Genomic DNA, 23,781 nt, shown 5'->3' with positions numbered 1-23,781 from the left:
CAATCGCCTGCCGGCAGGAGCCCTCCCGCCACAGGGAATCTGACTTAATCCCGCCTTCAGCGCTGCATCAGGAGATCATGCAGGCGTTTTTGAACGTATTGTGCAGTCATGTTTCGATTGTTGAAGAAGTCGCCAACCACGGCAATCCAGCCCTCAGACATCTGGGTCGGCATGGCCTGGGATTGGGCGCTGACTTCGCCCTTCCTCGCCTTGATCATCTCCAATCCAAGCTTGCCGCAACGATCAAGCCCGGACGGATCGACATCGGTGCGGACGGGCAACGACCCCTTGATCCGGCTGAAGGCAACCTGATTGTCGCGATCGAGCACCATGCGCGCGAAGGCCTGCTGCGCCTCTGCCGTGCCTTCCCGATTGGTCAGCGGAAAGGCAAAGGCATCGATCACCATGAAGTATGCGATGGATGTGCCCGGAACGAGGCTGCAATTGAAATCCTTGTCGACGCTGTAGCCGCGCGCCGCAAGCTCGCCCTTGGCCCAGTCGCCCATGAACTGCATGCCGGCCTTGCCCTGGCCCACGGCCACCGTGGCATCAGCCCATGTCTTGTCCTTTCGCTGTTCGATCGGTTCCACATAATTGGCCAGGCGCGACAGCATATCCAGGGCTTCGATCATCCGCGGGTCCTGCACCAAGTCGGCATCGCCGCTCATGAGACGGGCATAACCTTCCGGGCCGAACTTGTGATAGATGATGTCGTTGAAAATGAGCGACACTTCCCATCGCGCCCCGCCAAGCGCAATCGGCAGACGCCCCGTCGCCTTGATTTTTTCGGCCGCGTCGAAAAGTTCGTCCCAGGTCTGTGGCGTCTTCACACCCGCTTCGGCCAAGGCCGCTGCGCTTGTCCACAGCCAGTTTTCGGCATGGATATTGGTCGGCGCAAAGTAGACTTTCCCCTTGTAGGAGATCCGGTTGAGAACCGTTGCCGGGATGACGTCCTGCCAATGATCCGCCTGCGCGACATCATCTATATCTTGCACGATGCCCATTTCCGGCAGTTCGCGCGATCCCTCGTTTGCATTCCATTGCATCACCGCCGGCGCGTATCCATTGGCAATACGATCACTCACCACGCGCTGGACGGCGACCTTGTTCTCTGCCGGCATGTCCACCCACTGGTTGCCGGCGGCTGCCCAGGCCCGGCGGAAAACATCGAGTGCGGCAGACTCGCTTTTCGACACCCAGAAATGCACGACGTCGACGGCCATGTCCTGCCCCGCCAAAACCTGTGTCGCAGGACCTGCGGCCGCCAGAGCCGCGGCGAGCCATGTGCATATGATTCCCCGTTTCATTCGTTCCCCTCTTTCTTTGATAAACTCTGCCGCACCGTCCCTTGTGCGGCGCCTCTCTCAGGAGACAGTTTCAACCCGCAATTTGCGCGACCGGCCTGATATCCCGCGCAGAACCGCCCGGCGAGCCAATCGGTCGACCGCTACGGCCGCCGGTTCCGGCTTGGCATAGAAATAACCTTGGCCGATCTCGCAGCCGGCGTTCAAAAGGAAATCACGCTGGCTCTCGTCCTCGATGCCTTCCGCGACGCACCGTTTGCCGAGGTTGCGGGCCAGATCGATGATTGCCCTGATGATCTGTTCCGAGCGGATATCCTTGCCGATCTCGGCAACGAAGCTGCGGTCGATCTTCAGCTCATCGAAGGGGAAGTCGCGCAGATGCACAAGCGACGCAAAACCGGTGCCGAAATCATCGAGCGAGACCGACACGCCATGTTTGCGAAAACGGGAAATGGTTTCGATAATCTGATTGGCGCCGCGATTGAGGAAGACGTCTTCCGTGACCTCGATGGAAAAATCGAGCCAGTCGAGATGGTTTGCTTCGACCGCCGCAGCGATGAGGGCGTAACCGTCGTCGCCGACCAACAGGGCCTCCGGCAGATTGATGGCAATCGACCCCACCCTGAGCCCTGCTGCTTTCCAGGTCCTCAGATCACGCGCGACGATATTGACGATACAGCGCGTCATGCCTTGTATGATATGGCCTTCCATGAGCGGCAGGAAGCGGCCGGGCGGAAGGATGCCGAGCTGAGGATGGCGCCAGCGCACCAGTGCCTCGAAACCGAGATGCTTGCCGGTCTGCAGATTGACCTTCTGCTGGTAGTAGACGACAAACTCGTCGCGATCGGCCGCGACGGCGAGGGCCGCAGCAAGCCGGTTCTGTTCCAGACGTTGGGCAAAGGATGCTTCATCGAAGATGACGGCTGTGTTGCGCTTGGCCTTGGCGGCATAGAGTGCCAGATCGGCGATGCGCATGAGCGTCGCCTCATCTGACGCGTGGCCGGGCACGACCGCGCCGCCGATGCTCGCCGAAACCGGTAGCAACCGGCCCTCGAAATGACATTCCGCTGCAATGGCTGCCACCGCGCGCCCGGCAATTCCTTCCAGCGTTGCCGCATCTGAAATTCCAGGAAGGAGAGCGGCAAACTCGTCGCCACCAAGCCTTGCGACGACGTCGCCGGTGCGGAAGGTCTTCTGCAGCGCACTCGCGACATGGCTCAAAACCGCATCGCCGGCAGGATGGCCAAAGCTGTCGTTGGTGGCCTTGAAGTGGTCGAGATCGACCAGCAGCATGGAAAAACCTGAGCCTGTCCGATCGAGCGAACCGAACAGCCCGTTTAGGGCCTCATTGAACGAAGATCGGTTGCCAAGGCCTGTCAGCGTGTCGGTATGCGCCAGATGCGTCAGTTTGATCTCGAAATCGAGAGTCCGGCGGTGCTCGGTGCGCAGTTTTATCAGCAGCGGTATGAAAAGGATGAGGGTCGCCAGTATCAGCGTGGCTGCGGTGAGGCTGAGGAGCACGGCGCTGATCAGGCGGGTATGATCGATGCTCACATCGCTTCGGTCATGCGCGCTCTCGATCAGGGCGCTGAACTGACGCATGAGCATGCTGTCGGAGGAAACGGCGAAGTCGATTGGTCCCCAGAAGCTGTAACGCTCCCGCCGATCCAGCAATTTCGCGGACACGACGCGTTCAGCTCTTTCAAGAAAATCCTCCAGCCGCCCGTCGAGTTCCAGCCGTAATTTTTCAGATGCGGCATCCCGCCCGTTCAGCTTTTCGAGAAGATTTGCTTCGACCTCGATATTCAACGCGTTCAACTCTGCGCTCATGGCGCGGATGTCGTTAATCGCTTTTTGAACGTCTTCGACCATTGGCCTGACGATATATTCCGGCATATTCGGATCGGCCGAAGCGCGCATGATCGCTCGCGTCTGATTGGCAAGCTGCTGGAAGCGAATGAACTGGCGCCCGATCAGATAGCTGATGTTCTGCTGCAGGGAATGGCGATCAAGCGCCACCTTGACCGTCAGGAAGGTTGCCCCGATCAGCACCGTCATCACGACGACGGCGACGATGTAGTGTCGCCCGATGGAGCGGATATATTTCGCCACGGAGGAATGGGACTCGCCGGGCGGCATCACCGTGTTTTTCAAATCCGATCCCACCACCATTCGCGCTCCATCAGAAAGATACAAGCCGGCTGAGCAGCCGCCGGCATGCGGACGGTTGCATCACGATCATTTATTTAGAGATCGGCCATCATGGCCCTGTCCGCGCCTCGAGCACTGGCGCCGGAAATAGAAGGGTCACGTCGTGCGCTCCCCGGACCGCTGTCGCGATCGGATTTGCTGTCAACACTGCCAAGGGGAGGCTTTCAGCGAACCAACGCCGGTGCGGCTTTGCTCATCAACAACTGCTACCCGGAATGCTCCGGAGTTTCAGAGCCGGCGCGATCGCGCCATCTGCGCTGCACTTGGAATAGAGGCCGTCATATGCATGCCGATTATTGAACATTCCCACCTCTGATAGACGCGATCGATTGACGACAGCGCGGATTTTTGGCTCGTCCCTGAACCCGTCATCATGGCGGAGAAGTACAAGCAGCACCTCATTCGAATGACTCGAAATTGTGGACCACCTGGTTGAAGAAGCGTAAACACTTTTGTGAAAAGGCAATAAAACCAGTTCCTTGCGAAGAATTCGGTACAAAATCGTCGTGATTTGGCCATGGGATTCGGATTTCGGATAAGGCGCCCACCCTTGCTTTTCCGATCGATTGGCTTTGGCTTGTCAGTGTGCCTGGTTTGGACATCGGCAGCGTCGGCTGGGCGATGAAAGCCAAAGGACGCGCAGGTTGGGATCTGCGCGAGAGGCGAGGATGTCCATATTGCGCGGCCCGATCCGTTTCGCGCGTTGAAAGTTGCCGCGGCGCAAGAGAGGGCAGCGATCTCTTAATTTTCTGACCGCAATATTCAGGCCAAGCCGACATGCTCGGTCGCAGCGGCCGATGCCTTTGCGATCGGAAACTTCGGGCCTTCGTTTTCGCCTCAAATGACTTGGGCGGCCTTCTTGGAAGAATTCTCGACTGGATGGATGATGCATTCGGTTGCCCATGGTGAGGAAGATCCATGATGACGTTGTCTCAATCGCTTCGGCAGCCGGCCCTTTTCACGGAAGGGGACGAGCAGAGGCGAGACGGATCGCAGCATCAGGACGCCGCCGTCGACCGGGAAGCCCTTCTCGAAGCGTTGCTCGGCGCATTTCCCCTGCCGGTTTTCTATAAGAACTCCGAGGGGCGCTACGCCGGCTGCAACAAGGCTTTCGAAGACTTGCTTGGCCACAGGCGCGAGGAGATCATCGGGAAAACCGAGTTCGATCTCAATCCGGAGCACCCGGCTGAACTCCAGTTCACGTGGGATGAGAGATTTCTCGAAGGGCGCGGAGGCCGAGGCTTCGAGAAGAAGATGACTGCCGCGAGCCAGACGGTGCGGGATGTCGTCGTCAACAAGGCGGTGTTCACCGGGCACAACGGCGATCCGGCCGGGGTGATCGGCGCCATCGTGGACATTACAGAGCACAAGCAGGCCGAGCGGGAGCTCAAGAAAGCGCTTGAATTCGCAGAGGGGATCATCACCGCCATTCCCGATGTCCTCTTCGAGGTGGACGAGGACGGCCGCTACCTTCAGGTCTGGACAAGAAACCCAGAACTTCTGGCTCAGCAGAAGGAGATGCTGCTCGGCAAGACGGTCAACGAGGTTCTCGCGCCTGACCAGGCGGCCATCGCGATGGAGGCTCTCGCGGCTGCCGGCAAAGAGGGTGTTGCCTATGGCCGATGCATTCGGATCTCCTTGCCAAACGGCGAGACCCGATGGTTCGAACTCTCCGTCGCCAAACGGCCGAGCGCCGATCCGACGATCACCACGCTCCTCGCACTTTCGCGTGACATTACCGAGCGAAAACAGGCGGAGGAAGCCGTCAATTCCATGCGGACGCAGCTGCTCAGCGTGCTTCAGACCATTCCTGATATGGTCTGGGTGAAGGATATGGGCGGCGTCTATCTGTTATGCAACCACGCGTTCGAACGACTGACAGGTAAGGCGGAGTCCGAGGTTGTCGGCAAATCGGATCTCGAACTGTTTGGTGCTGAAAGGGCTCAGGTCTTTCTGGAGTCGGACAAAGCCGCGATCCAGGCCGGAGGTACTCTGGCCTCCGAGGAATGGGTCATCTCCCAGGAAAACGGTCAATCCGTTCTTCTTGAGACACGCAAGGTTCCGGTGCTGGGCGCGGGAGGAGACGTCGTCGGGGTTCTCGGTGTGTCGCGGGATGTGACTGAGTTGAATGTCTCGCGCCAAAAAATCCACCAGATGGCCTTCTACGATCCTCTGACCTCGCTGCCGAACCGATCGCTGTTCAGCGATCGACTGCGGCAGATGATCACCGCTGCCGTATCGCGTGGCCAACGCGCCGGCGTGATGCTGATCGACATCGATCATTTCAAGGCGGTCAATGATACGATGGGACATCCCGTCGGTGATCAGTTGCTCTGCCAGGCCGCCGCGCGGCTGAACGAAAGCGTTCGCGACTATGACACCGTTGCGCGCCTCGGCGGCGATGAATTCGCGATCCTGTTGCCGGATATCCGGCAAGGTGACGATCTCGGCCGGATGGCCAACACGATCCTTGAAAAGTTCAAGGAACGTTTCCTGCTGGACGGCCAGGAGCTGTTTATTTCTTGCAGCGTCGGCATCGCGCTCTATCCCGATGACAGCGCTGACGCCAACGACCTCGTGAAATACGCCGACTCGGCGATGTATCTCGCCAAACGCTCGGGGCGAAACAGTTTTCGCTTCTACTCGAAGGACCTGACGGCGAGCGCCGAAGAGCGCATGCGGCTGGAATCGGAATTGCGCCGCGCGATCGAGCGCGGAGAGTTGGAATTGCACTACCAGCCCAAGGTGCTTTTGGACAGCGGCGCCATAGTCGGCTGCGAGGCCTTGTTAAGATGGCGTCACCCCGAAATGGGCATGATCCCTCCCTCGAGCTTCATTCCGGTTGCCGAAGAGACAGGGCTGATCGTGGAGCTCGGACGATGGGTGCTGCGCGAGGCTTGCCAGACAGCGGCCGAATTCAACGCCGATAGCCGGTCACCGCACAAGGTGGCGATCAACCTCTCGGTCAAACAGTTCCAGTCCGCCGGCCTGGTAAGGTCGATCGCCGAGATTCTCGAGGAGACCGGCTGCCGCGCGGAATGGGTTGAAATCGAAATAACGGAAAGCCTGCTGCTGGATCAGAAAGACGAAACGCTGCAGATGCTTTCTGAACTTCGAAACATGGGATTTTCGATCGCCATCGATGATTTCGGCACCGGCTATTCGGCGCTGAACTATCTCGCGCGCTTTCCGATCGACACGCTGAAGATCGACCGGTCTTTCATCAACAGCGCGGATAAACGCAACGAGGAACTTGTGAAGGCAATCCTGTCCATCGCCCGTTGTCTCGGACAGAATGTGGTGGCGGAAGGCGTCGAGACCGCCGAGCAGGCAGCCTTCCTGGTGGCAAATGGATGCGGTTCGGCGCAAGGCTTCCTTTACAGCAAAGCTCTGCCCAAGACGGAAATCATCGCTCTGTGGCTGCGTTCCCTGGCCAACGGCTGCTCCCCACGCGAGGAGCGGCCTTGCATTTGAATTCCATCACGCAGGGAACATCGTCGAACTGAGTGCAACGTGGCGATCACCCGTCTCCAGGCGACGCCGCCCTGACGCGGGTAACATCCATGTTGCCGTCAGCTATCGGCTTCCATGAGGCCGGGTTCGACATCCTCCTCCGACGGCTCTCGGCTTCCAACCCCGCCTGAAAGCCTCGCCTGGAACGCCGCCGTCAGCCATCTCGCAGCGGGGCCCGGCGGGTTTGCAACATTGCGGACCGCATGGATGGGAAGCTCGCCCTGGTCGAAGGCAGAAAACTGGAGACGGACGAGGCGGCCTGCAGCGAGATCGTCCTTGACCACGGATGCGGGAAGGCCGCCCCATCCCAATCCGCCGAGGATGAACAGATGTTTCGTCGCGTTGTCGCTGACCCGCCAGGTCTTGAGAGAGAATACATTGAAATCCCGGCCCTTCGCCGTTCCCGAAGCATCGAAGACCACCAACTGGGTTTCGTCTCGCACGTCGGCAAGGGTCAATGGCCGGCGCAGCGTGGCAAGAAGATGATCCGGGGCTGCAACGGGGACCATCGCCGTCTGGCCGATCCGCTCGAAAACGATCTGATCGTTTTTGACTGCCATAGTGCCGCCAAAGCCGACGACGGCCCTGCCATGAATTACCTCGTCCATGACGATCACAGGTGTCCCCGCCGTTACTTTCAAGGAGACGGTGGGATAGTGGTTGCGGAAGGCACGCAGCACCTCGACGACGACGTCCGAGGGGACAATGGAGCTCATCGCAACGTTGAGCTCTGCCTCCAGGCCGTCGCTCAAGGCCTGCACGCGAGCCCGCATCAGATCGAGATCGCCAAGCAAGCGGCGAGCATCCTCGACGACGGATCTGCCGGCATCTGTCAGCTCCGGTCGTCTGGTGCCGGAACGGCTGAAAAGCGCCACCCGCAGCTGCGCCTCCAGGTTGGCGATCGTATAGCTGACGACCGATTGCGTTCGGTTAAGGGCGCGGGATGCAGCGGAGAAGCTGCCTTTCTCCACCACGGTCAGGAACACCTGAAGCTGATCCAAAGTCGGGTGGGGCTGCATATCTCATCGATCCTATCGATAACTTTTCTCGAAAGTTTAGCGGTTTTCGCGATGAGCTTCCAGCTTTATCTATCCCGCGCGACGCACCGCATTTTGCTCCAGAGGTTCGCATGCCCAACACCACGACTGTCTTGCCTGCACCTGCCGGAAAATGGCTCCAGATTGGGCTGTGGGCCGCGCAGGTGCTGATCTTTGCCGCCTTCACCCTGTTCGGCTGCATGAAATTTTTCATGCCGGTCGATCAATTGGCGGCGATGTGGGTATGGCCCGGCGACGTTCCCGTGTGGTTTTTGCGTCTGATGGGTATTATCGATTTTGCGGGCGGAGTGGGCGTGCTGCTGCCTGCGTTGACCCGCATCCAGCCTCGCCTGACGGTGCTGGCGGCGCTCGGCTGCGTGCTGCTGCAAATCGCCGCGATGATCTTTCATCTCTCCCGCGGCGAAGCCCCCGCCGTGCCGCTCAACGTCATCCTGCTTGCTCTTTCGGCGTTCATCCTGTGGGGCCGCGGCAGGCGGGCGCCGATCGCGCCACGCCGATGAGGATGGCGGCCGAGCGGGGAGCCCCCTCGGCTCTCAGCAAACGCAGACATTCATCATTGGCCAGAGGTAACCGGGAGTGCCGGACGTAAGTTGGAACACCTTCGACCATCTGTCGTTTGCCGGGGCGGATCTGCAGGAATTCTCAACGTCGCTTTCCCGTTTGCACAGCGGAATCCAAGTGAGATCGGAAAGTCAGCGGAATACGAAATATCAGGTCAATATGGTTCGCACGCGGGGGATCTCGGTCATCGCGAGCCGCTATGACGGCGATTTCTCGATCCACTTTCCCGCATCGATCGACACAGCCATGGTTCTCATTCCGCTGACCGGGAGCGCGATGGTCGCGGTAGCCGACCGTAATTTGCCGTCCATCCAAAACAAGGGCGTCTTCGTCGATCGGCTGTCTGACAATCAGCTGCGCATTGCGGGCCCCAGAACGCATCTTTGCCTTAGGCTGCCCCACTTCGAACTGACCCGGCGTATCGAAGCCCGGTTGAATGCCTCGTTGAGGGAGCGTCTCCAATTCGCAACCGAGATCGATCTGTCGCAAGGGCCTGGATTGGACCTAGCACGGCTCGCTATGGCCATCCATCACGGCCTGGCGGGTGAAACCCTCCATAAATCGCCTGCGGCGCTTGGTCATGTCCTGGGAGCAATGCTCGAGCTTCTCATCGACGCCCTACCGCACAACTATTCCCAGGAGTTTTCCCGCGACAGGGAGGCTCCTGTTCCATGGCACGTTAAGCGCGCGATCCACTACATGCATGGCAATATTTCCCGGGCGATGACTCTCAAGGAAATTGCTGAAGCATGCGGCGTCAGTGCCCGGACCCTGCAGGATGGCTTTCGAAAATTTCGCATGACGACGCCGATGGCCTATCTGGAGCATATGCGTCTTGATGTCGTTCGCCAGGAACTTTCATCGGCCGATCCCGAGCAATCGGTGAGAGTCATTGCGCAAAAATGGGGCTTTGCCCATGTTGGCCGGTTCTCAGGCCAATATCGAAAGCGCTTCGGCGAACTGCCATCGCAAACCCTTCGCAGGATTGTCGAAATTCCAGCCGATGTCGGGACGGCGGATTCAGGCCGCTCCCGACCAAGGGCGCTTGCCAAAGGATAAAGGAGCCGGCCTTCTCCTTTTGATCTGGCTTGCCGCTGTCCTCGATATGCAGTGGTAGAATTTGCAATCTACAAATGTGAAAAAATCACAACCTATGATATTTATAAAATCTTTGGTTGCGGTATCCGATTGTCGCATCTCTGTCCGTTTGACGCAGCAAAGCCGGCAAGCGCGCCGCTGTGCGCGCTAAAGTAAGAGTTTGTTAAGGCTGACACGGCGTTTACTAGCCATACGAACAGGCGCAACTCACTGAAATGAATAGCGAAGATGTTCCGGTTGATCGGCGAATGAAGCATGCCGGATCCTCGAGCCGTCGGACTTGGAGACATGAGAGTTTCCGATCCTCCCAGATTGTCAAGAATAGCGAATGCTCATGGCTGAAATCATCCCATTTCCAAACCCGGCCCCCAACACCTCGATCGAGATTCACGACCTCAACGTCGCAGGCGTATCGTCCGGAGATCCGGATATGGACCAAATGCTCCAGGCGCGTGCCCGGATCCAAAAGGTTCTGGATGAACTCGACAGATTAAGCGGAGCGCTGCAGACCGGTTCTGCATCGACAGGCGCCGCAGGGTAACCGCCCTTTCACTCGGACGATTTCTCGGCAAGACGGAGCGGGATGCAACGCGGCATTCTCGCCGCAACCCTGATGCTCGATATCGAGAAGATATACGGGCTGCTGCCTCACGTTAAGCGCTGAACCACCTCGACCAAGGTGCAGCTCTACAGGCTGCCTGACATCATGGCGTCTTGTGACGAAGGGCAGCGATCACACGATCGGCCATGAAAGCGCACCGCGCGCCATCGAACGGAAACAGCGCCGAGAATGCACCGGAGAGCTGGTTTTCGATCGACTGCCGCATCAGCTTTCGCGCCCGGTGCAGCCGGGTCTTGGCCGTTTCCGGTCTTATGCCAAGGTAAGATGCGGCCTCGTCCGTGCCCATGCCTTCGACATCCCGCAGCACGAATATAGCGCGAAAATCATCCGGCAGTTCGTCGACAGCATTTTCGAGGAGATGTCGCGCCTGGCTCCTGGCGAGTTCGGTTTCCGGATCAGTCGCCGACAGGGAGGACGGAAACTGCAATACGTCGCCGCCCCATCTCGTCTGCATGTCGATTTCCTCAAGTCCGGTGGTGTTCTTTTGCCGCCGCACGCGCGCCAGCGCCTCGTTGAGGGCAATGCGGGTCAGCCATGTCGAAAACTGTGCATCGCCCCGGAACGCGGCCAGATTGCTGAACGCCTTGATATAGGCGGCCTGGACGACGTCTTCGGCCTCCGCATCATTGCGGATGATGGCGCGCGCCGTCCGGAACAGGCGCCGATTGTGACGCTGAATGATGGCGCGGATGGCAGGTTCGTCGCCCATTCTTGCCAGGGGTACGAGCTCGGCGTCGGACAGTGTCGATACCTCCTGCCGGTGTCGCTCGGCCGGAACCGGAATGGCTGTCATGGAAATTCTCCCCTGCTTGCCGTCCTTCGATCGGAGCCCGGCCCTAAAGCCTTTTGTTTCTGCATGCCGGTATCCCGGAACCGCTGCACACTTCCGGGCGACATGCATTAGGGCCGAACATCCAGTTTGCCCGCCATGGCGGGATGAAAACGACAATAGAAATCAACGGCTCCCGCCTGGCTGAGCGTCATGCGGCCTTCCGATTTTGGCGGCAGGTCGAGATCGAAGCTTTTGTCGCGTGCGGTTGCCGTGTGCCGGAATATATCATCGTTTCGCCAGACGATCACATCGCCGACATGCAGCTCGGCAGATGGCGAGCCGAATTTCATGCCGGCGATGGTGACCTGATATTCCGCCGCCGAGGCGACGCCGTTGCCTGCCCAAAGCAGCGCAGACAGCAGCGGGAGCCGCAGCGATTTGACCAGCGAGCCCATCGCCATGTCTACTTGATCATCGAAGCCAGATGCTCGGCATGTATCTGGTGCTCCTTGAACAGGATCAGGCCCGTTTCCAGCAGTGACTTGAGCTCCTTATTCTCAGCCGACGGGATCAGGATCTTGGCAAGCGCTGAGTTGACCGACTTGTGATAAGCGACTTCGTTTTCGACATAAGCCTTGTCGAATGCCGCGCCGTCGAGCGCCTCCAGCGTTTTCAGTTCCTTCGCTGCCTGTGTCGACAATGATTGGCTGACGGCGTTGTCTTCGGGCGTCACGTTCAGCTTCTTGACGAGAGCGAGCGCCTGGTCGTTGACGGCCTTGTGGTCGCGCTCCATGGTCTTGGCGAATTCGATGACTTCGGCGTTCTTGCTTTTCTTCAGCGCCTGCTCCGCGGCGGTGACATCGATCTGCCCAGCCGTATAGGCGATGTGGGCGATCTGAGGATCGGTGGGCTTGGAGTCTGCGGCGATCGAAGCCGTGCTTATGGATGCCGCCATGAGGGCGGCGCCGAGAATTTCTTTCAACATGGTCTGTCTCCCTTGTGTCGATATGACGATGCCTCCCGGCAGCAGCGGTGTGCGCCTTTGAAGCGGACATTGGATGCAGGTCCGTCGAAAAGGTTCCCGGAAATTTCGGAGACGAAGAAACGGCTTGTTGCCGGTGTCAGTCCTTGCCGATGAAACGCTGGAGGACGATCGCGTGATTGTGGCGCAGATCTTTCGCAGCGTAGAGAAGTGTCGCGTCCGATTGCCGGATCTGGCGTTTCAATTCTTCGACGGCCGATGAATTTTCTTCCAGTTCGTCCCGGTAGCGGCGCTGGAACTCCGTCCATTTGGCGGGGTCATGGCCAAACCATCGGCGCAGCGCCGGGCTTGGCGCGATATCCTTCAACCAGATATCGACTGCCGCATCCTGCTTGCTCAATCCGCGCGGCCATAACCTGTCGACCAGGATGCGGGTGCCATCACTGTCTTCCTTCGGCTCGTAGATTCGTTTGATGCGCAAAGCCATTTGCTCATTCGCCATGAGTCGACGCCAACTTCGACCGAAAAGACGGGCGAAGGATTTGGTTCCACCGAGGGGCTGATGGTTGCCAATTAGTCACACATGCCTACCTCTGGACTGTCATAATTGATTTTTCGCGTGCAACTGGTATTGCTCGGTCGCATGCCGCTGATATTTTCCGATTCTCTCAATATTGCCAAAAGGATACTTGATGCGAAAGTTGGCGCCGCTCGTCCTTGTCGCAGTTCTCAGTGCCTGCGCCCGGCCATCGGATGGCCCAACCGCCGGTGGTTTTTATAATGCCACTGCCCCTCAAAGTAATGAGCGGATCCCGGTGGTCAGGCTCTCTGAAGCGCCGATGGGTCCGGTTGCGGTCACCCCGCTGGCCTATGCGGCCACGGATCCCGGGCTCAGCCTTATGCGCTCGGGTGGATTTGCCGATACGAAGCTGAGGCGCGGCGACGTCATCGAGGTGACGATCCTCGATCCCGGCGAAGATGGACTTTTCTCCTCGACCCAGAGCAAGACCCTCAATCTCGGCCGGTTCACCGTCGATTCGACGGGGAATGTGACGCTTCCCTTCATCGGCAAGCAGCGGGTGGTGGATTCCTCGCCGGAAGCCCTGCAGACGCGCATCGTCACCGGCCTCAAGGGCTCGGCGGTCAATCCGCAGGCCGTCGTCACCGTTGTCGACAGGCCCTCCAGCGGTTTCACCGTCAATGGCGATGTACGCTCCGCCGGCCGTTTCCCGCTCAGCGCACGCAAGGAGCGCGTGCTCGATGCGGTCGCTCTTGCCGGCGGTGCATCGTCGGCGCCAGGATCGGCGACCGTCACGCTGATGCGCGGCAAGCAGCGCGCCACGGTGCCGCTCCAGCGCGTCATCGATGACAGCAAACAGAATGTCTACCTGCTGCCTGATGATCAGATCTATGTCGACAAGGACTCGCCGACCTTCACCGCTTTCGGCGCCTTCAAGAGTGTCGGCGAGTTCGAATTCGAACCGGGCAAGCTGACGTTGGCCCAGGCGCTCGGGCGCGCCGGCGGCCTGCTCGACGATCGTGCCGATGCAAGCAATTTCTATGTGCTGCGCAACCAGCCGGTCTATACGCAGGTTGCAGCCGCAAATGGCAAGAATGCCGCGCCGGCTGTGGTGCGCACCAAGCCGGTGATCTACCGGGTCAATCTGAAGGACGTTTCCAATCTGGCGTTGATGCAGCGATTCCAGATGATGGATGGCGATATCATCTACGCCAGCAACGCCAGCCTGGTGGATTTTGCCAAGCTCTTCAACGTCTACCAGAAGAGCGTGCCGACGGCCGCAGCGCCGATCCCCGGATCGAGCGGCAACTAAGCGCCGACTGGACGTTTCGCGAGGCCGCCGAGCAGATGCAAGGCGGCCTTCGCATTCTCGGGCCTGTCTTCAGGATTGTGCTGTGACAGGCAGATCGCCAACGCCTCTAAAGCCTGAAGCTCTTCGCCTTCCTCGCCGCAATGATGCAGGAGCAGGGACAGCAGAAGTCCAGCGGCATAGAGATCGGATCGGCCGTCGAGCGATTCACCGGCCATTTGTTCCGGAGACACGAAATCCGGTTGGCCGGCGAAGGCGAGATCGAGTTGCCCGTGCCGGCACCCGACCTCGATCGCGATGCCGAAATCGGCGATCTTCAAATGGGAGAGGTCGCCATCGGCAACGAGAAGATTGAGCGGCGACAGGTCGCAATGCACGGTGCCGGCGGCATGGATGGCGTCCAGCCCGGACAGCGCCGAAATCATGATCGAGATGACCTCATCCGGAGATAACGGTTGTTCCTGCAAGCGATCCGCAAGCCGTCTCCCGAGCCATTCCATCACCAGGGCCGGGCGTCCGTCGGCGAGGCGCAGAACCGCTTGTGTTCCAGCGATATGAGGGTGACGGAGCGTTATGCCGATCTCGGCTTCACGCAGCATGAGCTTCCTCAGCACGGGGTCATCGGCGTGCTCGGGCCGCGGCATCTTGATGGCATGAAGCGTTCCGAGATCACGATGGCGGGCACGATAGATTTGGGTCAGCGCGCCGTCATGGACCAGCGCCTCGAGCGCGAAGCTGTTGGCGATGACCCCGGGATCGGTATCGCTGAGGCGGGCCTCGCCTCGATCGAGCGCATCCCGGACCCGGTCGACCAGCATCTGCCGGGTCTCGAGCGGATACCGACTGTCCGCCCTGGCATTCAAGGCCTGCCAGAGATGGGAGAAACGTCGCGCGATCTCCTCGAAATCCGCGTCCGGAGGTTCACGGCTCATCGGTCTTCACATCGATCACGATGGCGCTGAGATTGTCACGGCAATTGGCGATCAGCCCCTCGTGGACGAGGATGTCGGCCGCCTTTTCGATCTTTGCGGAAAGCAGGATTTCGGCGATGCCGCGTTCAGGGATCGCATTCGGCAGCGGCGCGCTGCAGAGCAGCAGCCGGTCGCCGGCCTGCAGTCCGCCGAAACGGACTTCGGGGATGAGATGTCCCCGCATGCCGATGGCGCGCGAGAGCGTGCGCCGCAGGCCGATCTCAACATGGTCGCGGGTGAGGCAGCGCATCATGCCGTCCCGTAAGAGATAGCAGCGGGCATCGCCGACCCAGAGCAAGGCGCAGCTGTCCCCAAGCGTGGCCAGCACGACGATGCTGGCGGCCGACGGCTCGCGATCGGAGGAATGATAGGCCGATTGAAGCAGGCCGTGGGCACGGCCGAGCTTGCCCTTGACCTCCTGCACCTGCGCTTCGATCGTCTGCTGCTTCGCCGTTTCGGCCAGCACGTGAACGGCGATCTTGCCGACTTCGGCCGCGGTGTTGCCGTCACCCACGCCATCGGCGACGGCAAAGAGCGAGGGCGTTTCCGAAACGAGCAGCGCATCGGCGTTGACGGCAAGCCTTGTTCCTGCATGCGTGGCATGGCTGTGCCGGAGCACCAGAGGAGGATGCGGTTCGACGACAACAGGACGCGGTGTCGCGACTGTTTCTGGCTGCGGCGCCGTTGAAACCACACTGGCACTTTCGCGCAGCAGCTTTGCGAAGTGAGCAGGTTCCGGGGCACCAGTGACGCCAAATCCCTTGGCCCGCCGCTCCTCGGGATCGATCCGCCACCAGATCGTGCCGCGGCTGGACGCTCTGTCCTGCAGCGTCTCGTTTTCCGCGAGATCGGCCGGCCGCAAGCTCCTCAGCCGCTTCAGGCTTGCGGTGAAATGGTTGATCTCGAAATCCCGCTTGGCCGAGCTTTCGGCGATCGCCTCGGCCGCCGTAAACCACGTATCGTCCAGATAGAGTTGGCGCGGATGCTCGGAAAAGCCGTGAAGCTGTGCCGCGATAACAAGCGGAAAGCTGCGCCCGACGCGGTCGAGACTGGGAAGCAGGACGCCGGCAACGGTTGCCGGTCCCCAGAGGCCGCGCTCGATGATGAAACGCCATGCCGGCATGAGGCGAAACCGGCGTTCCCAATCCTCGCCGAGGTCCTGCTGCGCTGCCTGCAATCCCGATTGCAGCCAGGCGTCAAGTGCTGTTTGCAGGCCGCGGCCGAGCCCCATCGAGACGAAATCGCCGTGGCTCGGCAGCTTGCCGAAGAAGCCGATCCTGTCGGTTTCGCTCGGGCTTCGGTCCAGGGCGGCGCGCTCGTTCATATCAGACCGGTCAGAATTGTGCCGGGCATGAGAAGGCGCCGAGCGCCTCCAGCCGGAATGGATTGAGCACCGAACCGAACTGCACGTCGAATTCCGCCGCTTGGCCGTCCTGCTGGAATTTCGCCCGGAAGAGGTCGTCGCCCTGTATGGCGATGTCGGCATCGTCGAACAGCCGGAAGGGCGACCAATCGCCATTTTCCGTCAAGGCCTGCTGCCAGCCACCCGGCTGGAAGGCGAGGCGGGAAGCATTGCTTGCTTCCGTCGACGGCCAAGTGATCGATTTCGATTGGATCGGGCCGTGGAAATAGACCACGCGTTCGCCTTCGATCTCCAGCATCACGGCGCTGGCCGCCTCGGTCAGTGATACCGGCTTGACGTTGATCGTAATCGACGGGTTGTCGCTACCGGCCGGGAAGAAGGCGCGGTTGATCTTGTCGGCATTTTCGAACTGGGCGATCGCCGTGCTTGGAATGCTCGCTGCGCCGAAGGTGCCCTTCCAGCCCCATGGCGACGCGCTGGTGTCGACGAAGGCTTCGAGCTTTTCCTTGAAGAAGGTCTTGAACAGTCCCTCCGGCCCGAAAAGCCTGATGAAGTCGCTCATCGCCACGTCGCGCGGTGATTTCCGCTCGAAGGGATAACGGCCGGTGACGACGTTCGAGCAGAAGCCTGCGCCTTCGGCCGCCCATGCGTCGCTGATGCGTGAGCGTGCGGATTTGACCGCCAGCGATCCGACATCCGCAGCCAGCCCGGCCATCCAGGTGTCGACCGGCGCCGGCAGCTTGCGGGCCTGCTGCAGCAGGTCCTGATTGGCGTCTGTCAGCTGACTGTCGACGTCGAAGACTTTCGCGACTTCGGCGGTGGAGGTCGTGGCGCGCGAAAGCTGCTCCTGCACTCTCTGCAGGATCGGCTCGAGCTGCCCGATTTCCGATCGCGGCGCATCCTTCGGCTGCTCGGCAGGCGGCGACTGGCCGGCAGGCGCCTTCAGCGCTTCGCGCAGACGGCCGAACGGGTCGGGTGCATTCGCCGCGCTGGCAAGCGCGGTGGTCGACGCGGGCAGGCTGTCGCTGGCGGCCGAGGCGATTTCCGCGCCGGGTCCACGCAGATCGGTGGTGGCGACGATCGATTTGGTGATCGTCTCGACCGGACCGGGCTTGCCCGCCAGGATGCGGGTGGTTTCTGCCGCATCGCCGATCGTCTGGGAAGGTTTTACCCTGATATCGGCCAGGATCGTCGACCAGCGCTGCTCGAACGTGTCGAAGTAAAGCTGCAGCGTCGCCTGGGCGACCGTATCGACCGTCACGCCGGCAGGATTGGGATCGCCGCGGACCCATTGCTCATCGAGCGCCTCGCGCGCGGCGTCGGTAATCCCGGTGAGAACGACGGTGCGGTAGCCGGTCGCGGAGAAAAGGCCGGGAATGCCTTCGCTGAGCGGCGCCTTGGAGGTTCTCTCGAAAGCCTGTTCACCGAGCGGCCCGAGCGCGCCTGCCGGGCTCCAGGCGGGAAGGGCGCGGGACTCGCGATATTCCGCCAGGATGTCATAGGCGCGGCTGGCGATATTCTGCGAGCGGATGATGTCGCGCGCCTTGGCGATCAGCGTCTTGTCGAGCTCGATCGGCGGCAGCGCGCCGCGCGCCATCACATTGGCATGGGCGATCAACGCCTTCCGGGCCGCGGCCCTGCCTTCGTCGGGGTAGAGTTTCGTGAACATGTCCTCCGCCTCAAGCGATGCGAAGTCCGCATCCATGGGGCCGAGCCCGCCGAGCATGCCGTAGAGCTTCAATGCGTCGAAGGTTCGGGTGACGTCGGTGGTTTCGGCCATGTCCTTCTGGAGCTGCACCAGCATGCGCGGCAGGAGCAGCGCGTTCAGCGCCCGCTGATAGGCCTCGCGCTGGCGGCTGGCGACCTTGCCTTCCTGGTCGAGGCCGAGGCTGACCGGCCAGACGCGGGTCTTCGAAAAGTCGGTGGTGACGGCGGCGAGATTGTCGAGCGCCGGCAGGATACGCAGGAAATCCGCATCCGAAACGTCGCGAACCGGCACGCCGCGCGCCAGTTGCTCATAGGCGTCTATGCGCCTTTCGGCGGCGGCGAGCGCGGTGGTGTTCTGGATATAGGTGGCCGTCCAGCTTGTCAGCACGACGGCCAGCAACAGAACCGCGCTCGCATAGGCGGCGCGGCGGAAGAGGAGTTGCCGGCCGGAAAGCCGCTTGTCGCGGGCGACCAGCGAGGCTTCGCCGAAGATCACCTCCTTGAAGAGACGCGGGAGGAAATAGCTGCGTCGCATGCGGGGAACGGCGACCGTCTCCTCCCTCTGGGTACCGGAAGCGAAATAGATGCCGCGCAAGAGCGGCGCCTCCACCAGTTTCGAACCCGAGCAAAGCTCGGTGACGACCTCGTGCAGACGCTCCTTCAAAGAGGTGAGTTCGGCCGGAAAGCGGAAGATCCGGCCGCGCAGCTCCGGATTGGGTTCCTGCTGCAGGCGTTCGATCAGCATGGCGTCGACGCGCTGCTGCAGCAGGGTGAATTCCTCCATGAAGCGTTCCGGCAGGTTTGCCGCCTTGTAGCTTTCGTCGAGGCCGAAGGTCGTGCCCCAGACCTGTTCGCGATCGCTTTTGTTGAAACCGTCGAAGAATTCCACGAAGCCGGTCAGGAGATCGGCCTTGGTCAAAAGCAGATAGACCGGCACGCGGGCATGCAGGAGTTCGTCGAGCTCGGAAAGCCGCTGGCGGATCGCCCTGACCTCCTCGCGCTGTGCCTCCGGATCGCGCGTCAGGAGATCGCCGATCGACAGCGTCACCAGCGCGCCGTTGATCGGCTGCGAACGCCGGTATTTGCGTAGCAGGCCGAGAAATCCTTCCCAGCCGGCCTTGGCGGCGCCATTCAGATCGTCCTGCGTCGTATAGCGGCCAGCCGTGTCGATGAGGATGGCCTCGTCGGTGAACCACCAATTGCAGTTGCGCGTGCCGCCGATCCCCTGCACCGAATTGCTGCCGAGCGCATCGCCGAGGGGGAATTTGAGGCCGGAATTGGTGAGCGCCGTCGTCTTGCCGGAACCCGGCGCGCCGAAGATGACGTACCATGGCAGCTCGTAGATATAGCCGAAACGCTTCTTGGTGATGCGGCGCAGCAGCTGCAGCGCTTCCTTGAGCCGATTGTGGATCTCACCCACTTCGGCTTGCTGGCTGGCCGCCGCTTCGGCTTCCGCGTCCCGCTCTATGCCTTCGACGAGCTTTTTGTCGCGGCGGCGGTCGCGGATGGTGGTGAAGACGAGATAAGCAAACCAGGCGGCGATGATGATGCCGATCAGCGTCAGCCGCGCACTGGCGCTCGCCAGCGGCTTGAAATCGCCATAGGCGGCGAGATAGCCGTAGAACCAGATGACGACGCAGATTGCCGCCACCCAGATGATCGAGATGAAGCGCCGGCCGAGGAGGCCGGCATAGGCCTCCACATAGGAGCGCAGCGTATAGAAATAACTGAGCGGGTTCATCGCGAACCACCTCCTGCAGCAGGCGCCGTCGGGTCATCCGGCATGTCGGCCTGGCGCGGTGTCGTCATACCCGCATCGCTCAGCCGCTCGCTCGGATCGGTTAGCACCAGGATCTCAGTGCGACGGTTCATCTCCCGGCCCTCCGGCGTATCGTTGCCGGCGATCGGATCGGTGTCGGCACGCCCCTCGGTCAGGATCGCGCCCGGCCCGGTGAACGAACCGAGGATTTCGCCCACCGCCTTGGCGCGGGCTTCGGAAAGGTGCCAGTTGGAGGGGAACTGGACGGTGCGGATCGGCACATTGTCCGTGTAGCCCACCACCACGGCGCGGAAATTCTCTGCGGCCAGCGCGCCGCCGATCCGCTGGAGAAGATCGTGGAATTTCTGGCTGACCTCCGCGCTGCCGGTGGCAAACAGGCCGGAATTGCTGATCCGGACCAGCAGCCTGCCATTCGAGTCCGAAAGCGTGACCAGCTTTTTCTCGACCTCCGGCTGAAGGAAGGCGAGCAGATTGTCGAGCCGGCTCGGCGGTTTCACTTGTGGCGGCGGCGGCGGGGTTTCGGCGACGACAACAGGCGGCGGCTGAGGGGGCGGTTCGGGCACCTTGACCAGCACGCTCGGCATATCACGCGGCGGCAGCTTGGCGAGCCGCTCGAAGGTTCCGTCGGAGGCGCGATTGAGCGAGAGCGTGAAGAACAGATAGCCGAACGCCAGGATCAGGGTCAGAAGCGAAAGCAGCGTCCAGATCGCGGCCGCGGTGCGCAGCGGCTGATGCCGGGCCGAAACACCCTTCCAATGGGGAGACAGCTCCCGTTCGAACACGCCGTACTGGCCGAGCAACGTCTTGTAGAGACTGTCGCGGATGCGGCCGAGCTCCAGCCCGCCGCGCGCCGAGACGCGGGTGCGGCCCTCGAAGGCAAGCGACAGGCAGAGATAGATGAGCAGCAGCAGGTCCTTGTTGGCGCCGGGGCTCTGCTGGAAATGATCGAGCAGGTCGAATACCCGTTCGCCGCCGGTCACGTCCATATGGAAGGTGGAAACGAGACCCGAGCGGGCCCAGCCGGCGCGAACGCCCCAGGCCTTGCTGAGCACGACATCGTCGACCGTCGCGCAGACGACGTAGTGGGCGGCGCGCGCGCGTTCGGGGCTGATGCGGGCGCTCGCCAGATCGCGCTCGTAGCGGCCGACGGCTTCGATCGCCAGCTGGCGCAAAGCGTCGATCTCGGGCTGTTCTTCCGTGTAGCGCAGGGCATGGGCGAGGTTGAGCAGCGGTGCGGCCGAGCGTACCAGCGTCGGCACGTCGTCGGCGCCGAAGCGAAAATCCCGGACGAGGGTTTCGATGGACGCGGCGCTCTTCGGAGGTGATCCCACCGGCGGCTTTCCTGCCTCGCTTTCGGGAAAGTCGAGGACGTCATCCAGCATCTCCGCCATCTTGCGGGCGGATTGCTTTTTCCGAGTGCCATCCTCGGTGAGTTCGACGATGGTCGGCAGGTTCTGCCAGGTGGAGGCGGGTTCGGTCTTCATTCTCTGAGGGCCCACAATTCTATTTCAAGCCCGGGGAAATCGCCGGCAAGATGCACGGCGATGGCGCCCGAAGTGTCGAGTTGTTTCCAAAGCGGGTTTTTGGTGTCGAGTTCGAAATAGATGGTGCCGGAGCGATAGGGGAGCTGGCGCGGCAGCACCGGCAGCGGCCGCACGGGAATGCCCGGCAGCGCCACGTTGACGAGGTCGGCGATGCGCTCGACCGGGCCGACCTTGATCTGCGCCGGCAGCTTGCGGCGCACGTCCTCGGCCGGCATCTCGGCCCGGACCGCCAGCACGAATCCGGCATCTCTGAGCAGCGAACGGTCGTTGATCGTGCCGATCCTGACACCATGCCGGCGTTCGGCCAGCTCGATTGCCACGGCCGCCTGTTCGAGCACGGAGGACAGCGAAGCGCGCAGATCGTCGAAGACGGCGGCGAAGGTCGCCTTCAGGTCGTCGTGCCGGTAGGGCGGGAAGTCGCTGGCGCGTTTGCGGTCTGTCGTGAAGGTGGCGAGCTCGCCGGCAAGCTGGATGCAGTTTTCGTAGAAGACGATGGGGTGGATCCGCGTCGCATTCGCCGAAATATGTTTCAGCATCGGGTCGGCGCGGTTGAGGATCTGCAAGAGCAGGTAGTCGCCGACCTCCGCCGTTCCTCGAATGGTGGGGTCGCCGATCCGTTCGGCGATCGCCTCCGCGCGGTGGCGCACGATGCCGAGCAGTTCGGTGATCAATTCGTTCAGCCGTCCCGCGGCCGTGCAGTTGAGACTCGGCACGATATAGTCCGGATCGAGGATCACGGCCCGGTCGGAGCGCACCTCGATGATGCGGGCAAGTCCGATGAGCTCGTAACCGGCAAGCTCGTCGCCGGTCCGGAGATAACGCAGGCTGAGGCGGCCGACATCGATCGGCGCCATGAAGTCGGTCTCGACATTGGCATCGGGCGCTTCGTAGGGCGAGGCGACGAGACGGACGCTGTTGCGTGCGGCGCCACCGTTCAGCGCCACGTCGGCCTTGCCCGGCTGGCGGGCGGGAAGCGCCAGATAGACGATCGTATTCTTGGTGTTCTCGTCGAGATCGAGCGGCGGCGGCAGATCGGTATCGATGGGGGCTTCGAACGGCGTTCCGTCGGGCAAGACGCCGCGCAGGTTCGACAGCGCGAATTGGCCGATCGCCAATGCGCCGCGGTCGATGCCGATCTCGGCCACACCCCAGGGGTAGGGCGACAGGCCGTGCGTCGCGGTGCGCACGAGCCGCTCCGTCCAGCGGTCCGCCTGCTGAAAATGCTGCACGCGAAGGAACATGCCTTCGCTCCAGGCCACCCGGTTCTCATTCCTCATGATGTGTGTCTTTTCCTTCCTGCCTGTCTTGCGGACGAGGCGGTGCCTGCGTGTCGTCCACCGCGCCGGACATCGCATCGCGGAACACGTCATGGATCGAGCGGCTCTCGCCGTCCTTTTCGAATAGTGCCCGGTAAGCCTGCCAATAGGCCTGGTCCCGGCGCCAGGGCAGGCGCCAGGCGCCGGTCTCGACCCGCGCCTCGATGATGCGCGGCTCCAGCCGGCCTGCCGCCTGAACGAGAGCCTCGAGCGCGGAATTGAGTTTGAGCTGCTGCCCGAGCATGGTCTCGAAGCGGGCAAGGAGCGCTTCCTCTCTGCCGCCGGCCAGGAAATCCTGCTCGCCGTCGGAGGATGGCGCGTTGATCTCGAAAACCGCATAACTATTCTCGATGGCTTGCTCGAGCCGGACAAGCAGCGGCTCCAGACGATCGGCGAAGGCGTCGGGCCGGCCGATCGCCAGCGCCGGAAATTCCTCGGGCTCCGGTTCGGGCCGCGGATCGTTGTCGTTGATGATCCCGATCACCGGCGCCGGCCGGCGCTGGGCGATCGGCACGGAGACATGGGTGGCGGCCCCATGTTCCAGGTGGCTGCCGTATTCGGTCTCCTCCACATTCCAGTCTTCCGGCAGAAGCTGGGTGGCTGACCGGATCTCCGGAGGGCCGCTCCAGCCGATCTCGACACTGCGGGATGAGGCCGCTCCGATTTTCCCGGCCTTTTCGGGAAGACCCCAATCATCGACCGCACGCTCGCCAAGGACGCCGTTTGCGGTATGGCCGCCCGGAGCGATATCGGCCAGGATTGCGGAGATGGTCAGCGGTTCGTCGCTCAGCACGAGGGCGGCATCGGGATCCTCGATCTCGCGGTCCTTGTCGCCTGATATGTGGACGGAAAAGGCAAGCCCGCCCATCTCCAGCCGCGACCTGTCGGAAAGCCGCACGATCTGGCCTTCATGCACGGCGATGCCGTTGACCCGGGAGCCGTTTGCGCTCTGGTCACGCAGCAGGAAGCCTTCGCGGTCGCGCTCGATGATGCAATGGAGCTTGGAGATGGAGCGCCGATCCTCCGGCAGCCGCCAATCGCAATCGGGCGCCCGGCCGAGCGTTCGCCGGCCGCGTTCGAAGAACCATTTCGGCTGGCCTGGCGCCATCGCGTCGCTGGTGATCTCTTTCAGTTCAAGCCGCATCTTCGT

General features: G+C 61.5%; 18 protein-coding genes. 5 read left to right on the top strand and 13 right to left on the bottom strand.

The genetic code is table 11. From position 1 onward, the window contains the following. Window positions 1-56: 56 nt before the first annotated feature. Together EEQ99_RS17200 and EEQ99_RS17195 are read right to left on the bottom strand one after the other, a co-directional pair. Window positions 57-1,307, bottom strand: a complete 1,251-nt coding sequence (locus EEQ99_RS17200) for an ABC transporter substrate-binding protein (RefSeq protein ID WP_097543383.1) — start codon at window positions 1,305-1,307, stop codon at window positions 57-59. A 57-nt stretch (window positions 1,308-1,364) separates the two neighbouring features. Then, complete coding sequence (locus EEQ99_RS17195) at window positions 1,365-3,476, bottom strand: putative bifunctional diguanylate cyclase/phosphodiesterase (protein WP_063474116.1); 2,112 nt, start codon at window positions 3,474-3,476, stop codon at window positions 1,365-1,367. A gap of 957 nt (window positions 3,477-4,433) precedes the next feature. Between EEQ99_RS17195 and EEQ99_RS17190 the strand changes: the two genes are divergently transcribed. After that, entirely contained in the window at window positions 4,434-6,989 is a 2,556-nt protein-coding gene (locus tag EEQ99_RS17190) for a sensor domain-containing protein (protein ID WP_097543384.1), read from the top strand. 98 nt (window positions 6,990-7,087) lie between these two features. Here the strand turns inward: EEQ99_RS17190 and EEQ99_RS17185 are convergent, their stop codons facing one another. Beyond that, window positions 7,088-8,047, bottom strand: a complete 960-nt coding sequence (locus tag EEQ99_RS17185; protein ID WP_097543385.1) for a LysR family transcriptional regulator — start codon at window positions 8,045-8,047, stop codon at window positions 7,088-7,090. Between the two features lie 110 nt (window positions 8,048-8,157). On the opposite strand from EEQ99_RS17185, the gene EEQ99_RS17180 reads away from it, so the two are divergent. The 3 genes from EEQ99_RS17180 to EEQ99_RS17170 all read left to right on the top strand — a co-directional run bounded on the left by EEQ99_RS17180 (window position 8,158) and on the right by EEQ99_RS17170 (window position 10,286). Next, complete coding sequence (locus tag EEQ99_RS17180; RefSeq protein ID WP_097543386.1) at window positions 8,158-8,586, top strand: DoxX family protein; 429 nt, start codon at window positions 8,158-8,160, stop codon at window positions 8,584-8,586. 76 nt (window positions 8,587-8,662) lie between these two features. Next, window positions 8,663-9,706 (top strand): AraC family transcriptional regulator, encoded by a 1,044-nt coding sequence (locus EEQ99_RS17175; RefSeq protein ID WP_097543387.1) that lies wholly within the window; start codon window positions 8,663-8,665, stop codon window positions 9,704-9,706. A 373-nt stretch (window positions 9,707-10,079) separates the two neighbouring features. After that, window positions 10,080-10,286: a hypothetical protein gene (locus tag EEQ99_RS17170; RefSeq protein ID WP_244604813.1), complete on the top strand. Its 207-nt coding sequence runs from the start codon at window positions 10,080-10,082 to the stop codon at window positions 10,284-10,286. Window positions 10,287-10,449: 163 nt separating this feature from the next. Here the strand turns inward: EEQ99_RS17170 and EEQ99_RS17165 are convergent, their stop codons facing one another. From EEQ99_RS17165 to EEQ99_RS17150, 4 genes are all read right to left on the bottom strand, one after another. After that, the gene (locus EEQ99_RS17165; RefSeq protein WP_097543388.1) at window positions 10,450-11,160 is read right to left on the bottom strand and encodes an RNA polymerase sigma factor; all 711 of its coding nucleotides are present in this window, start codon (window positions 11,158-11,160) and stop codon (window positions 10,450-10,452) included. A 107-nt stretch (window positions 11,161-11,267) separates the two neighbouring features. Further along, a complete protein-coding gene (locus tag EEQ99_RS17160) occupies window positions 11,268-11,594 on the bottom strand; it encodes a cupredoxin domain-containing protein (RefSeq protein WP_063474184.1) in 327 nt (108 codons plus the stop codon). Window positions 11,595-11,602: 8 nt separating this feature from the next. Next, window positions 11,603-12,124, bottom strand: coding sequence for a DUF4142 domain-containing protein (locus EEQ99_RS17155; protein WP_097543389.1), 522 nt, complete (start codon window positions 12,122-12,124; stop codon window positions 11,603-11,605). Window positions 12,125-12,260: 136 nt separating this feature from the next. Further along, window positions 12,261-12,608, bottom strand: coding sequence for a DUF488 domain-containing protein (locus tag EEQ99_RS17150; protein ID WP_063474124.1), 348 nt, complete (start codon window positions 12,606-12,608; stop codon window positions 12,261-12,263). 205 nt (window positions 12,609-12,813) lie between these two features. Here EEQ99_RS17150 and EEQ99_RS17145 point away from each other — a divergent pair, with 205 nt between their 5' ends. Continuing rightward, window positions 12,814-13,953 (top strand): polysaccharide biosynthesis/export family protein, encoded by a 1,140-nt coding sequence (locus tag EEQ99_RS17145; protein WP_097543390.1) that lies wholly within the window; start codon window positions 12,814-12,816, stop codon window positions 13,951-13,953. Here EEQ99_RS17145 and EEQ99_RS17140 read toward each other — a convergent pair. Genes EEQ99_RS17140 through EEQ99_RS17115 form a run of 6 tightly spaced genes read right to left on the bottom strand, consistent with a single transcriptional unit; the run spans window position 13,950 to window position 23,775 of the window. Beyond that, window positions 13,950-14,882, bottom strand: coding sequence for a serine/threonine-protein kinase (locus tag EEQ99_RS17140; RefSeq protein WP_097543391.1), 933 nt, complete (start codon window positions 14,880-14,882; stop codon window positions 13,950-13,952). The genes EEQ99_RS17145 and EEQ99_RS17140 overlap by 4 nt on opposite strands. Then, a complete protein-coding gene (tagF, locus tag EEQ99_RS17135; protein WP_097543392.1) occupies window positions 14,872-16,245 on the bottom strand; it encodes a type VI secretion system-associated protein TagF in 1,374 nt (457 codons plus the stop codon). The genes EEQ99_RS17140 and tagF overlap by 11 nt, the downstream gene beginning before the upstream one ends. A gap of 10 nt (window positions 16,246-16,255) precedes the next feature. Further along, a complete protein-coding gene (gene tssM, locus EEQ99_RS17130; RefSeq protein WP_127430791.1) occupies window positions 16,256-19,732 on the bottom strand; it encodes a type VI secretion system membrane subunit TssM in 3,477 nt (1,158 codons plus the stop codon). Beyond that, window positions 19,729-21,255 (bottom strand): type VI secretion system protein TssL, long form, encoded by a 1,527-nt coding sequence (gene tssL, locus EEQ99_RS17125; RefSeq protein ID WP_097543394.1) that lies wholly within the window; start codon window positions 21,253-21,255, stop codon window positions 19,729-19,731. Before tssL ends, tssM begins: the two co-directional genes overlap by 4 nt. Continuing rightward, window positions 21,252-22,592, bottom strand: a complete 1,341-nt coding sequence (tssK, locus tag EEQ99_RS17120) for a type VI secretion system baseplate subunit TssK (RefSeq protein ID WP_047616899.1) — start codon at window positions 22,590-22,592, stop codon at window positions 21,252-21,254. Before tssK ends, tssL begins: the two co-directional genes overlap by 4 nt. Then, on the bottom strand, window positions 22,582-23,775 hold the full coding sequence (locus tag EEQ99_RS17115) for a type VI secretion system-associated FHA domain protein (protein ID WP_097543395.1): 1,194 nt from the start codon (window positions 23,773-23,775) through the stop codon (window positions 22,582-22,584). The genes tssK and EEQ99_RS17115 overlap by 11 nt, the downstream gene beginning before the upstream one ends. Window positions 23,776-23,781 lie beyond the last annotated feature (6 nt).

This window comes from Rhizobium anhuiense (assembly GCF_003985145.1).
GTDB lineage: Bacteria > Pseudomonadota > Alphaproteobacteria > Rhizobiales > Rhizobiaceae > Rhizobium > Rhizobium anhuiense.
Note: the sequence above shows the minus strand (reverse complement) of the source record. Positions and strands in the feature narration are given on the sequence as shown.

Coding starts and splice junctions, on each gene's coding strand:
- tagF (WP_097543392.1), bottom strand. CDS start 16,245: ATGAACGAGCGCGCCGCCCTGGACCGAAGCCCGAGCGAAACCGACAGG.
- EEQ99_RS17185 (WP_097543385.1), bottom strand. CDS start 8,047: ATGCAGCCCCACCCGACTTTGGATCAGCTTCAGGTGTTCCTGACCGTG.
- EEQ99_RS17150 (WP_063474124.1), bottom strand. CDS start 12,608: ATGGCTTTGCGCATCAAACGAATCTACGAGCCGAAGGAAGACAGTGAT.
- EEQ99_RS17170 (WP_244604813.1), top strand. CDS start 10,080: ATGGCTGAAATCATCCCATTTCCAAACCCGGCCCCCAACACCTCGATC.
- tssM (WP_127430791.1), bottom strand. CDS start 19,732: ATGAACCCGCTCAGTTATTTCTATACGCTGCGCTCCTATGTGGAGGCC.
- EEQ99_RS17155 (WP_097543389.1), bottom strand. CDS start 12,124: ATGTTGAAAGAAATTCTCGGCGCCGCCCTCATGGCGGCATCCATAAGC.
- EEQ99_RS17190 (WP_097543384.1), top strand. CDS start 4,434: ATGATGACGTTGTCTCAATCGCTTCGGCAGCCGGCCCTTTTCACGGAA.
- tssL (WP_097543394.1), bottom strand. CDS start 21,255: ATGAAGACCGAACCCGCCTCCACCTGGCAGAACCTGCCGACCATCGTC.
- EEQ99_RS17200 (WP_097543383.1), bottom strand. CDS start 1,307: ATGAAACGGGGAATCATATGCACATGGCTCGCCGCGGCTCTGGCGGCC.
- EEQ99_RS17160 (WP_063474184.1), bottom strand. CDS start 11,594: ATGGGCTCGCTGGTCAAATCGCTGCGGCTCCCGCTGCTGTCTGCGCTG.
- tssK (WP_047616899.1), bottom strand. CDS start 22,592: ATGAGGAATGAGAACCGGGTGGCCTGGAGCGAAGGCATGTTCCTTCGC.
- EEQ99_RS17165 (WP_097543388.1), bottom strand. CDS start 11,160: ATGACAGCCATTCCGGTTCCGGCCGAGCGACACCGGCAGGAGGTATCG.
- EEQ99_RS17140 (WP_097543391.1), bottom strand. CDS start 14,882: ATGAGCCGTGAACCTCCGGACGCGGATTTCGAGGAGATCGCGCGACGT.
- EEQ99_RS17180 (WP_097543386.1), top strand. CDS start 8,158: ATGCCCAACACCACGACTGTCTTGCCTGCACCTGCCGGAAAATGGCTC.
- EEQ99_RS17195 (WP_063474116.1), bottom strand. CDS start 3,476: ATGGTGGTGGGATCGGATTTGAAAAACACGGTGATGCCGCCCGGCGAG.
- EEQ99_RS17145 (WP_097543390.1), top strand. CDS start 12,814: ATGCGAAAGTTGGCGCCGCTCGTCCTTGTCGCAGTTCTCAGTGCCTGC.
- EEQ99_RS17115 (WP_097543395.1), bottom strand. CDS start 23,775: ATGCGGCTTGAACTGAAAGAGATCACCAGCGACGCGATGGCGCCAGGC.